At 42.6% G+C, this 12,591-nt stretch carries 10 protein-coding genes; all 10 read right to left on the bottom strand.

Annotated features, from left to right (window positions below; translation table 11 throughout):
• Positions 1–79 precede the first annotated feature (79 nt).
• The 10 genes from coaE to icd all read right to left on the bottom strand — a co-directional run bounded on the left by coaE (position 80) and on the right by icd (position 12,541).
• A complete protein-coding gene (gene coaE / locus ACSR9O_RS19990; protein WP_101222893.1) occupies positions 80–679 on the bottom strand; it encodes a dephospho-CoA kinase in 600 nt (199 codons plus the stop codon).
• Positions 680–703: 24 nt separating this feature from the next.
• A complete protein-coding gene (gene ytaF / locus ACSR9O_RS19985; RefSeq protein ID WP_101222895.1) occupies positions 704–1,336 on the bottom strand; it encodes a sporulation membrane protein YtaF in 633 nt (210 codons plus the stop codon).
• A gap of 79 nt (positions 1,337–1,415) precedes the next feature.
• A complete protein-coding gene (mutM, locus tag ACSR9O_RS19980) occupies positions 1,416–2,246 on the bottom strand; it encodes a DNA-formamidopyrimidine glycosylase (RefSeq protein ID WP_230176758.1) in 831 nt (276 codons plus the stop codon).
• A 19-nt stretch (positions 2,247–2,265) separates the two neighbouring features.
• Positions 2,266–4,890 carry a DNA polymerase I gene (polA, locus tag ACSR9O_RS19975; RefSeq protein WP_491724964.1) on the bottom strand — a complete coding sequence of 875 codons (2,625 nt, stop codon included), beginning with the start codon at positions 4,888–4,890 and terminating at the stop codon, positions 2,266–2,268.
• Positions 4,891–5,017: 127 nt separating this feature from the next.
• A complete protein-coding gene (gene hflC / locus ACSR9O_RS19970; RefSeq protein WP_101222900.1) occupies positions 5,018–5,950 on the bottom strand; it encodes a protease modulator HflC in 933 nt (310 codons plus the stop codon).
• Positions 5,947–6,981: an FtsH protease activity modulator HflK gene (gene hflK / locus ACSR9O_RS19965; RefSeq protein ID WP_230176855.1), complete on the bottom strand. Its 1,035-nt coding sequence runs from the start codon at positions 6,979–6,981 to the stop codon at positions 5,947–5,949. Before hflK ends, hflC begins: the two co-directional genes overlap by 4 nt.
• A 448-nt stretch (positions 6,982–7,429) precedes the next feature.
• Positions 7,430–9,208 (bottom strand): two-component system histidine kinase PnpS, encoded by a 1,779-nt coding sequence (gene pnpS, locus ACSR9O_RS19960; RefSeq protein WP_491724963.1) that lies wholly within the window; start codon positions 9,206–9,208, stop codon positions 7,430–7,432.
• Positions 9,205–9,924 (bottom strand): response regulator transcription factor, encoded by a 720-nt coding sequence (locus ACSR9O_RS19955; RefSeq protein ID WP_101222903.1) that lies wholly within the window; start codon positions 9,922–9,924, stop codon positions 9,205–9,207. The genes pnpS and ACSR9O_RS19955 overlap by 4 nt, the downstream gene beginning before the upstream one ends.
• A gap of 242 nt (positions 9,925–10,166) precedes the next feature.
• The gene (mdh, locus tag ACSR9O_RS19950) at positions 10,167–11,102 is read right to left on the bottom strand and encodes a malate dehydrogenase (protein ID WP_101222904.1); all 936 of its coding nucleotides are present in this window, start codon (positions 11,100–11,102) and stop codon (positions 10,167–10,169) included.
• A gap of 122 nt (positions 11,103–11,224) precedes the next feature.
• Complete coding sequence (icd, locus tag ACSR9O_RS19945; RefSeq protein WP_402940129.1) at positions 11,225–12,541, bottom strand: NADP-dependent isocitrate dehydrogenase; 1,317 nt, start codon at positions 12,539–12,541, stop codon at positions 11,225–11,227.
• Positions 12,542–12,591 lie beyond the last annotated feature (50 nt).

Here is a 12,591-nt window from a genome sequence, read left to right as displayed (position 1 = left end):
GTGCTAATAAAAATGCGGATTGTTCTTATTTTTTCAACATAAAAAGAAGAAACCGGGCGGTTTCTTCTTTTTATCATAATTATATGACATACCATTCGCTAAGTATGGACTTCACTTGCCGCTTCGTTTCATTAATGTCCCCATTATTATCGATGACGGCATCCGCTAAAGCCTTTTTATCGGCCAAGGGCATTTGCGAATTGATCCTGGCAAGTGCATCAGTCTCCGAAAGACCATTCCTGTTCATTAATCGCTGCAATTGAACTTCCTCATCCACATAGACCAATAGCGTCTTATCCACCATGAATGTCAGCTTGCTTTCAAATAGAAGCGGAATATCCATGAACACCGTTTCTTCACCTGATGATAGTGCCGCTTCCGTTTTGAGAAGCATCCAACTCCTGACGGCAGGATGCACGATGCTATTCAATAGCAATCTCTTTTCTTGATCATGAAATATGATCGACCCAAGCTTTACGCGATCTATATTCCCATCCGTCAATAATATATCTTCACCAAACGCCTTCACAATTTGATGGTAGGCTTCTTCACCTGGCTCAACGACAGCACGGGAAGCCAGATCTGCATCTACAATCGTGAATCCGAGTTCCTGTAAATAGAGGCTGACGCTGCTTTTCCCACTGGCGATGCCTCCGGTGATTCCGATGATTTGTCCCATAAGCTCCCCCTTTTAAACCATGTATCATAACTTGAATATACCGATGATAATCAATAGTACACCTGGAAGAAAGGTCAAATGCTGGACAACTTTATTATTTGAAAGTAATTTCCCGCTTTGAATTCCGCTCCAAATGAAAATCGAACTCATAACAGCGATGCACCCTGCGAGAATAATCGGTGAAATGCCGATCATAGCCGCTCCAACTCCGGCCCCGAAAGCATCCAGCGAAAGTGCAAACCCGAGAACAAGCGCTTCAACTCCAGTAATCGTGCCTGATTTATCAAAATCGGCATTCAATGGTTTTTGTAAAATATTAATGACTACCCCAAGTGATTTAATTTCAAAATTAAAGATGATCTTTTCATGATATCTATCATCTTTCAGTTCTTTTTCAGGCTTAAAATACTGGTATACCATCCAGGCACCAAGAAAAATGAGGATGATGCCACCCGTTTTTTCAGCCGCCCCGATAGATATGAGCTGACTGATGAATTGTCCGATGACCATCGCTATACCTAAACTCAATGCAGAGCAAAATGAGATGACCGCTATTGACCTTAAGGGGATTTTCATCTTCCGCATACCGAATGTCAAACCTACGCCAAATCCGTCAATACTAACTGCAAAAGCAAGAAAAATAATTTGTAGCCACATCGGAATATTACTCCTTCCCTACTCGTTGCTACCCTAGTATATGGAAGGAGCCCATCCGATGTGTTAGAAAAAACACTACCTATTTAAGCGGCTGGCATAACGGGCAAATATGTGTACCGCGTCCTGCAACAACCAGTTTCTCAAGGGGCGTGCCGCATGTTTTGCAGTTCTCGCCCTTTCGTCCATAAACATTCAATTCCAACTGAAACATGCCGATTTGCCCTTGGGAATTAATGTATGAACGAATCGTACTTCCGCCTTTTTCCACAGCTTCCCCTAAAGTCGCAATGATTTCTCCATGCAACGTCTTGATTTCCTGCAATGAAAGTGAAGAAGCGATTCTCTCTGGATGAATACGGGAGCGGAATAACGACTCATCCACATATATATTCCCAATCCCGACGACAACCGTTTGATCAAGGAGAACGGGCTTGATTTTCCTGTTGGTTCTTGCCAGCTTCCTACTTAGCCCCTCGACAGTAAAATCTTCAGACAAAGGTTCCGGCCCTAAATGCAAAAGGGGCAGCCGATCAAGTTCTTCCCCTTTGGCAAATAGATGCATCGTTCCGAATTTCCGGACATCCCTGTACCGAAGTTCACTGCCATCAGTGAATGTGAAGATCACATGGGTATGCTTATCATACGGCTCTTCTTTTGGATGCACGCCGTATTTCCCTTCCATTCTTAAATGCGAAACCATCGAATAATCATCCAAGGTGAAAATGAGGAACTTGCCCCGACGGCCTATTCCCCTTATCGTCTGTCCCCTTAAAGCATCCTGAAACTGTTCGACAGGTTCAGGCGCTTTAATGATCTTTGGCCAAAAGACGGACACTTCCTTGATCTCTTTTCCGAGTACGAGCTGCTCTAACGTTCTTCTGACTGTTTCCACTTCTGGAAGTTCTGGCATTGCAATCACCTATCTTTTATTATTTGGCATCAAACCATGTTGGCCCGAAAGCATAGTCCACTTTAAGGGGCACGTTCAATTCAATGGCACTTTCCATTTCCTCCGGGACGATCACTTTAAGGATTTCCAGTTCCTCAGGAGGGGTTTCAAAAATCAATTCATCATGCACCTGAAGAAGCATTCTCGTTTTAAGCCCTTCACTTTTCAAGCGCTTATTCATGTTTATCATGGCAAGCTTGATGATATCCGCGGCGCTGCCCTGAATCGGCGTGTTCATTGCTGTCCGTTCGGCAAAGCTCCTTATGTTGAAATTCCTGCTTGTTATCTCAGGTATATAGCGCCTTCTTTGCATCAGAGTCGTGCTATATCCTTTTTGACGGGCCTCATGTATGCTTTCTTCCATATATTCCTGAACACCAGGAAAGCTTCTTAAATACTTCTCGATGAACTCTCCAGCTTCTTTTCTTGTGATGCCAAGACTTTGCGATAGCCCGTAATCACTTATACCATAAACGATTCCGAAGTTGACCGCTTTGGCATGGCGCCTCATGTTCGAAGTGACTTCCTCTGCCGATACATGGAACACATCCATGGCTGTCTTTGTATGGATGTCCATCCCGGCCTGGAATGCTTCCACCAATCCGCTGTCATTGGCGATATGCGCCAGAACGCGCAATTCGATCTGGGAGTAGTCGGCAGCAAAAATGATCCAATCCTTTTCGGAAGGAATGAAGGCCTGCCTGATTTTCCTTCCTTCTTCCAGTCTGATCGGGATATTCTGAAGATTGGGATCTGTTGAGCTTAACCGGCCGGTCTGGGTCAATGCTTGGTTGAACCGGGTGTGCACCTTGTCCGTTTTGCCATTGACCACCTTAAGCAACCCCTCAATATAAGTGGATTGCAACTTACCAAGCTGGCGATACAATAGTATCTCCTTAACGATATCATGCTTGCTCTCCAGTTTTTCCAGCACATCGGCTGACGTCGAATAACCTGTTTTGGTTTTCTTCATGACAGGAAGCTCCAACTTTTCAAACAGGATGGCCCCAAGCTGTTTAGGTGAATTGATATTGAACGCCTCACCAGCCAAATCAAAAATTCGTGCCTCGATGTTTCTTAAGCGAATGGCTAATTCCTGTCCCATGTTTTTCAGTCGGTCTATATCCACCTTGATTCCCTGCCATTCCATATTGGCCAGGATTATCGATAGTGGCAGCTCCAGTTCCGTAAATAGGTGAAATTGCTCGAACTCTTGCAGTTTATCGATCATCGGTTCTTTCAGGGACGAAATCGCCTTCGCTTTTCTGGCGATATGCTCCCTCAATTCCGCTTCCTCAGGTATTTTGCGTTTTGCACCTTTTCCATAAAAAACATCATCCGTTTCAAGGCGGATAGCACCTTGAGTTTTCGTGATTTCAGCCACTTCGTCCACTGACTCTGCCGGATCCAGGATATAGGATGCCAAAAACACATCAAAATCGATGCCTTTTATTTCGACTCCTCGATGGCGAAGTGCCACAACCGTACGCTTCGCATCGAAAACCGTTTTCTTTTTTGTTTCATCCTCTGCCCAGGATTTAAAGGCCCCGGAATTCAGGGCATCATCTCCATGGAAGTAAAAATGACCTTGTTCATTACTGATGGCGATCCCTATTATATCGGCACGATGATAATTATCTTCTAAAATTTCAACATACAAAGCACTCTCATCGGCAAACATTCCTTCTGTCATTTCAGCCGAGTGAACCTCAATATTCTCCTGTTCAAGCGGCGCACTTTCCGTTACATCCAATTTATCGAGCAAAGTCGAAAAGCCAAGCTCTTTATAGAATGAGATGACTCGATCCTGATCCATGCCAGTATACTCAGTCTCGTTTACGGAAACTTCAAGCGGCGCTTCCCTCGTTATTGTAGCCAACTCTTTGCTTAATAGGGCCAGGTCTTTATGTTCTTCTATTTTCTCTTTCAATTTCTGTCCGCTTACCTCATCAATCGACTGCAAAAGGTTTTCAACTGTTTCAAATTGATGCAATAATTTAAGGGCAGTCTTTTCACCAACTCCCGGAATACCGGGAATATTGTCAGAGGCATCTCCCATCAGCCCTTTTAAATCAATGATTTGCAAAGGGGAAAGACCGTATTTTTCATGTATATGCTTTGGAGTGTATTCCTCAATTTCAGTAATCCCCTTTTTCGTGATGGAAACCGTCGTACTAGGGGAGGATAATTGCGTTAAATCCTTATCACCGGAAATGACCTTCACTTCAAAACCATCTTTTTCCGCTTGCAAAGAAAGCGTACCGATAATATCATCGGCTTCGTAGTTCTCCAGTTCATACCTTTTTATTTGAAAACAATCAAGCAGCTCGCGAATGAAAGGGAATTGCTCCGATAATTCTGGCGGCGTTTTTTGGCGCCCTCCCTTATATTCTTTAAATGATGCATGTCTGAATGTCGTTTTACCCGCATCGAATGCCACAAGTATGTGCGTTGGCTTTTCTTCTTCAAGAATGCGGTTGAGCATCATGGTGAATCCGTACACGGAATTGGTATGGACCCCCTTATCATTATTCAAGAGCGGAAGCGCAAAAAACGCACGGTATGCTATGCTGTTTCCATCTATTAGTACTAGCTTTTTATCCAAATCCGTCTTCCTCCAGTCATACAGGTATATGTAGTTATAGCTTCTATATAAAAACGCAAAAAGCCGTCCATTTTCCTTCTCTATTCTACCATGAGTAGAAGCGGAAAGAAAAATGACGGCATCAAGGTTATTTTGTATTTCCCATTAACAAGCTGGCATATGGGGAATCCGAAGGAAGAACGATTACAGTTTGATCTCCGATCGTTTTTTTGTAGGATTCTAGAGTCCGGTATAGTTTATAGAATTCGGGATCTTTGGAAAACGACTTATTATAGATTTTCGCTGCTTCCCCTTCTCCTTCAGCCCTGATCACTTCTGCATCAGCCTCTGCAGTAGAGAGCAATTCTTTCACTTTCCTATCAGTATCCGCAATGATCCGGTTTTTCTTCGCATCACCTTTGGAAAGGTATTCTTGCGCTTTCGATTCCCGCTCTGAAATCATCCTCTTGAAGACGGACGCTTCGTTTTCGGCGGGCAGGTCAGTCCGCTTTATCCGGACATCCGTCAAGCTTATGCCATAACTGTCCTTTTGCAGCAGATCGTTGACTTTTTCGGTTATGCGGTCGTTTAAACTTCCCCTGGATGACTTCTCATCATTGATGATCTCATCATAATTCAGCTGGCCCAGCTCCGAACGAACTGCCGAATAGATGAACTCTTCCATTTTCGTTTCGGCATTCTCAAGTGTCCTTGCATTTGTAATCAATTTCTTCGGATCTTCTATTCTCCAAACGGCATAGTTGTCGATCAGCATCCGCTTTTTATCTTTCGTATTGATTTCCGCTTCTGAAACATCAGAACTCATCTGATACTTCGGCAATGTCACGACACTCTGAATGAATGGCACCTTCGCTTTCAATCCCGGGGTCTTATCGATCCTTACCACCTCACCGAATTGGCGGACGACTTTATATTCTCCCTCTTTGACGATATATACATTGGTGAAGATGATTAGCAGCAGAGCGATGATGATAATCAGGAAAATGCCGAATCTCACATAGCCCCTCCAATGAAAATTCCCTTTTTTGAGTTCAGAGAAATCTACTATTTTTCCGCTCATTGTTTAGCGCCCCCTTCCCCTGTCGCTTTTTCTTCCGATCCATTCCCTTTTTTCGTTTCTTCTTCAGGTATAGCAGCTTCATCAGGGGCAGGTGTTTTTTTCGTTTCCTCCTTTTCAAGCGAGCGAAGCGGCAAGTACTTCATTGTGTTTCCATCATCATTCATAATATAAATCTCTGCATTCGGCAATACTTCCTCAAGGGTCTCAATAATAAGGCGGTCCTTCGTAATCCCCTTATTGCCCTTATACTCACTGAGTAATTTTTCAAAGACCGCTACATCCCCGCGGGCAGCTTCCGTACGGGCAGCTTTATCCCCATTAGCCTGAGAAATGAGGGCATCTTTTTCCCCTTCCGCTTCATTCATACGCTTATTTTCATATTTATCCGCTTCATTGATTTTCGTATTCGCCGTTTCCCGGGCATCCGTTACATTGGTAAATGCTTTCCGCACTTCTTCATTCGGTAACTCCACGTCCTGGAGTTTAACCGCAGATATGGAAATCCCGACATCATATTTCTCCATTAGCTGTGACAATAAATCGCGTACATCCGCTTCGATTTGCGCTTTTCCAGATGTAAGGGCATCATCGATTTTCGTGCTGCCGATAATGCTCCGTAATGCAGCTGAAGTCGTATCATATAAAATTTTTTCCGGGTCATCTGCATTGTATAGATATTTTGGAGGGTCGGTGATTTTCCACTGAACCACTAGGTCGGCAAGCACAATATTTTCATCACCCGTAATCATTTTGGTTTCACTCGGGTAATTCGTCACCTCTCCATCCTCTTCTTTATATCCAAATTTAAGACTGAATGTTTCTTTAGATAATTTCTCAACCGATTGAATGGGCCAAGGCAGTTTAAAGTGAAGTCCTGGTTCCGTTATCGTCTCCTCCACTTTACCAAACGTCATTATGACAGCTTGATCGGATTCATCAACCGTGTACCAGGTCGATATCGCAACTACACCTAAAATTAAAATAAGAAAGACAAGACCTGTGATCGTATATATCCTTTTTAAGCTAACGATATGTATCACCCCTTCTTTGCAGTTATATCTTATTTACGCAAGAAAGGGCCTAAAGTTTCATGAAAATCAAATATTTTCCTAGAAAAATAGGAAAGAGGAATGGTTCCCGGGGAATATAGCCAAAATTAAAAGACAGAGACTATGTCTCTGTCTAAAGTTTTTAAGGGTTTTGTACAATTGGAACGTTGGGCACTCGCTTTCCCGCGGCCGGTCCGCCCTTTGCGCTTAAGGGGACTCCTTGGACGGGCTATTCCTACAGGAGTTTCGCTCACCTGTTCCGATCATCTTTGCTTTAAAATTTAGATTGAACTTATACAAAAAAAATCAAACAGAGACTATGTCTCTGTCAATGTTTAACTCCTTGGATGAGGGGTTGTACAACCATTGTACCCCTTCATTATGAAGTCAGTTTTAAGGAATTGTAAAGGACTTGTAAATAAGAAACCCGCTACATTTTCCCTTTTAAGCTTTTATTTAAAGTGACTGTAAAAGTCGTCCCTGTTCCAGGTATGCTTTCGACGTTGATTTTACCTTTATGGACTTCAATTATATGCTTGACGATTGCCAGTCCAATGCCCGTTCCTCCAGAATCGCGGCTCCTCGCCTTATCAATTCGGTAAAATCGTTCAAAGATCCTTGGCAGTTCTTTTTCTTCGATGCCGATCCCGCTGTCTTGAACTGCAATATCGACCGTCTGTTCATTTTCAATGATATCAACGGTGACCCTGCCGCCATTTGGTGTATAGGTCAATGCGTTCGTAATCAAATTGATGAAAACCTGTTTGATCCTGTCAGATTCCCCTTCAATGAATACTGGTTCCGGTGATGTTTTAATTTCAAGGGATACTTCTTTTTCCTTCAGCTTGCCTATAAGCATCTCTTGTATTTCGCCAAGCACTTTGGTAATATCCACGACCCCTGCGTTTAAAACAAATTCCTGTTGCTCCATTTTGGATAAATTCAGAAGCTCCTGAATGAGTTCTTGCAGCCGGTCACTTTCTTTCAGGATAATCGATAAAAAGTGCTTTAGGGTCTTTTCGTCTTTTAGTGCGCCATCTAACAATGTTTCAGAAAAACCTTTAATGGATGTGATTGGAGTCCTCAATTCATGGGACACATTAGCGACGAAATCCTTTCGCATCTGCTCGAGCCTTTTCAATTCGGTGATATCATGGAAAATGAGGAGGATCCCCTTCCATTCATCATGATTCCCGATAATGGGAGCCCCGTAAATCTCAAAATGCTTACGTTCTATGGCAAGCGGTATCTTCACCTGTCGTTTTATCGTTTTTTCCGTTCGAAAGATCTCTTCGATGATGGCTATCACTTCCTGATCTTTAATGACCGAATAATATTCCTGGAACAAAAACGTAGCGGCGTTCACATGGAAGCTTTTCTTGAATTCCCGGTTGATTAAGGTCGTATACCCTTTACTGTCTATCAGCAAGACTCCACTACCGATATTTTCAACAAGCGCTTCCAAACGATCCTGATTCATTTCCCTCGCTACCTCTGTTTCCTGAAGGTTCCTCGCCAATATGTTCAAGGAAGTTGTCAGCATTCCCGTTTCATCGGAATGCCGCCCGAATGTCCGGGTTCCGTAATTCCCTTTTGCCAGTTCAATGGCTGCCATCGTCGCCTCTTCGATCGGACGGGTATAATATGAAGTGATTTTGCTCGCAAGCATGAGAATGATGATCAAGGCAACCCCTAAACAAATGATCAATATTTGCCACATTTGTTTATTCACTTGATGGATGGCCTCTATTTCATTGCTATGGACGACAAATCCTTCAATTTCGCCGTCCTTTTCAACCGTCTTCCAATAATAATGGAGGTCCGATTCCCCTTCGACCACTTCATACCCTTCCCCATGCTTAAGCCCTTTTTCCAATGTTATTTTGCGAAGGACATTAGCGTGGCTTTTAAGTATTTCATTGGATGATGTGGAATCGTATAATATTTCCCCACTCAAGGAGAGAATGGTTAAATTCGAATCTAAAAGGGGTGTCAATTTTGCCGTCTTCCCTTTTTCCAAAAAGGACTCGATTCCGCCATGCTCCTGAATATATGTAGAAATGAAAAATGTTTCGTTCTGTATACGCTCATTGAACGTTTTAATATAATAACTTTTGAACAAGTGTCCTAATAAAAAGCCCACGGCCATCAGGACGACCATCACCAATGTGATGAGGGTATATAAGAGCTTTTTACGATAGGTCGTCATTCTTTTTTAGGCTCCTCAAGCTTATACCCCAAGCCCCTTATCGTTTTAATATAGAGAGGTTTTTTTGTATCTTTCTCTATTTTTTCACGAAGATGGCTGATATGGACATCGACGATCCGTGAGTCTCCCGCGAAATCATAATTCCATACCGCACTGAGCAGTTGATCCCTGGTCAGTACTCTTCCTTTATTCTTCGCCAAGTATAAAAGTAATTCAAATTCCTTTGGAGTCAATTCTAATTGCTGTTCATCAAAGAATGCTTCGTATCGTTCCGGGAACACTTTCAATTCCCCTAATTTCAAGAGACCATCTTCCTGATCCTGACTTGACTCACTTCCGTTCGATTGCAACTGGGATCTTCTTAAAATGGCTTTAATCCGGGCCACTACCTCCCTGGGACTAAATGGCTTGGTCAAGTAATCATCCGCACCTAGTTCCAGTCCCAGCACCTTGTCAAATTCATCGTCCTTAGCTGTCAGCATCAAGATCGGTATATTGATTTTTTGCTGGCGAAGCTGCTTACATACTTCAAGCCCGTCCATTTTAGGCAGCATCAAATCCAATACCACTAAATCGGGGCGTATATCCACGGCAGCCTCCAGCCCTTGTTCTCCATCCAAAGCTGTGATAACCGTATAGCCTGATTGTTCTAAATTGTACTGAAGTAAGGTAACTATTGATTGCTCATCATCCACTACGAGAATTTTCTTTGACATTAGATCCTCCTGAATTATGTATTACCCAAAAGACCAATTCCTTGGTCTACTCATCCAATTCCATTATAAAGAATATTATATGAAAATTACACATAAAAAAAACTGAAATAAAGTTATTCCTATCTTCAGCAGGGAAATTATAAGTTCCAGAATTCTTTTGAAACGGATTAAAAAACTGCCCGGAGTCGGAAAAGGCGTTGGCCTGTTATTCCAATATCCGGGCAGTCTATAGATGATCTCTCTTATTGAAGGACTTGCATAACAGCTTTAACTGATTCGACTGATTTCGAAAGTGCAGCCTTTTCATCTTCAGTCAAATCAAGTTCGATGATTTGTTCAATACCGTTTGCACCAAGTACAGTCGGCACTCCTAGGTAAATACCTTCAAAGCCGTATTCACCTTCAAGATAAGCGATGGATGGAAGAACGCGACGTTGGTCTTTAAGTATTGCTTCAGCCATTTCCACAAGAGATGCAGCTGGTGCATAATATGCGCTTCCGTTTCCAAGAAGGTTTACGATTTCTCCGCCGCCAGTGCGGGTACGAGCTACTATTGCTTCTAAACGATCTTGAGGGATCAATGTTTCCAAAGGAATTCCGCCTGCATATGAGTAACGCACTAGAGGTACCATATCGTCTCCGTGTCCGCCAAGTACGAAACCAGTTACATCTTTAACGGATAAGTTTAATTCTTGAGCTACGAAAGTGCGGAAACGAGCTGTATCAAGTACACCTGATTGACCGATAACGCGTTCTTTAGGGAAACCAGATTCTTTGTATACAGTGTAAGTCATTGCATCTACAGGGTTAGTCAAAACGATGATTGTTGTATTAGGGGAATATTTAACTACTTCTTTTGTTACTGATTTCATGACCTTTTGGTTAGTTTGAACTAAGTCGTCACGGCTCATGCCGGGCTTACGGGCAATTCCGGCTGTGATGATCACTACGTCGGAATCAGCAGTTTCTGCATAGTCGGATGTACCGGTGATATTAGCATCGAAACCTAGAACAGGTCCTGCTTCCGCCATATCAAGGGCTTTACCTTTTGTAGGGTTTTCAGCTTGCGGAATATCAACCAAAACGATATCACCAAGTTCTTTTTGAGCTGCCAGGAATGCTGCTGTAGCGCCAGTGAATCCGGCACCTACCACTGTGATTTTTTTACGTTTAGACATGTTATTTCCTCCTTAAAATATATAAATACTTTTGGAATACTTTTAACATTCTCTTGAAAATATATATAAGCCTCCTGGAAAAGCAGCCCGTTCAGGCACTTTTCCAGAAAGCATACAATGAATTATTTAAGGTTTTTAATAAGCTCGTCTGCGAACTCAGAACATTTAACTTCTGTTGCACCTTCCATTAGGCGGGCAAAGTCATATGTAACAACTTTAGAAGCGATTGTTTGTTCCACTGATTTCGTGATGCTGTTTGCAGCTTCGTTCCAGCCAAGGTGCTCAAGTAAAAGAACGCCTGAAAGAAGAACTGAAGATGGGTTAACTTTATCAAGACCAGCATATTTAGGAGCCGTTCCGTGAGTTGCTTCGAAGATGGCATGTCCAGTTTCGTAGTTGATGTTTGCTCCTGGAGCGATACCGATTCCGCCAACTTGTGCAGCTAATGCATCAGAAATGTAATCTCCGTTCAAGTTCATTGTTGCAACAACATCAAACTCTTTAGGACGAGTCAGGATTTGTTGTAAGAAGATATCAGCAATGGAATCCTTAACGATGATTTTGCCTTCAGCTTCAGCAGCGGATTGTGCTTTGTTAGCAGCTTCAGTGCCTTCAGCATCTTTAATTTTGTCATATTGGTTCCATGTGAACACTTTATCGGCGAATTCTTGTTCTGCAACTTCATAACCCCAAGTTTTGAATGCACCTTCCGTGAATTTCATGATGTTACCTTTATGAACAAGCGTTAATGACTTACGGCCTTCTTTGATCGCATAGTTAAGTGCAGAGCGAACAAGACGTTTTGTTCCTTCTTCGGAAATCGGTTTGATTCCGATACCTGAAGTTTCAGGGAAACGGATGTTTGTAACACCGAATTCATTTTGCAGGAAATCGATCAATTTCTTAGCTTCGTCAGAACCTTTTGCATATTCGATACCAGCATAGATGTCTTCAGTGTTTTCACGGAAGATGACCATGTCAGTGTCTTCTGGACGTTTAACTGGTGAAGGTACACCTTCAAAGTAACGTACTGGACGAAGACATACGAATAAGTCCAAAACTTGACGCAATGCAACGTTCAATGAACGGATACCGCCGCCGATTGGAGTTGTAAGAGGTCCTTTAATAGCAATTAGATATTCGTTAATGACATCAAGAGTTTCTTGTGGAAGCCATTCGCCCGTTTGGTCAAATGCTTTTTGTCCAGCTAAAACTTCTTTCCATTCGATTTTCTTTTCGCCATTGTAAGCTTTTTCAACTGCTGCGTCTAAAACGCGGGATGCTGCAGCCCAGATGTCAGGACCGATTCCGTCTCCCTCAATATAAGGAACGATTGGATTGTTTGGTACGTTAAGAGCACCGTTAGTAACTGTGATTTTTTGGCTTTGTGTCATGTCTCTTACCTCCGATTCAAATTCAAAGGTTAGATGGCCTGCCATTAAATAAGGCAGAACCACTAACCTTTTTTACTCACATCTATTAATTTACT

This window comes from Peribacillus sp. B65 (assembly GCF_058513295.1).
Note: the sequence above shows the minus strand (reverse complement) of the source record. Positions and strands in the feature narration are given on the sequence as shown.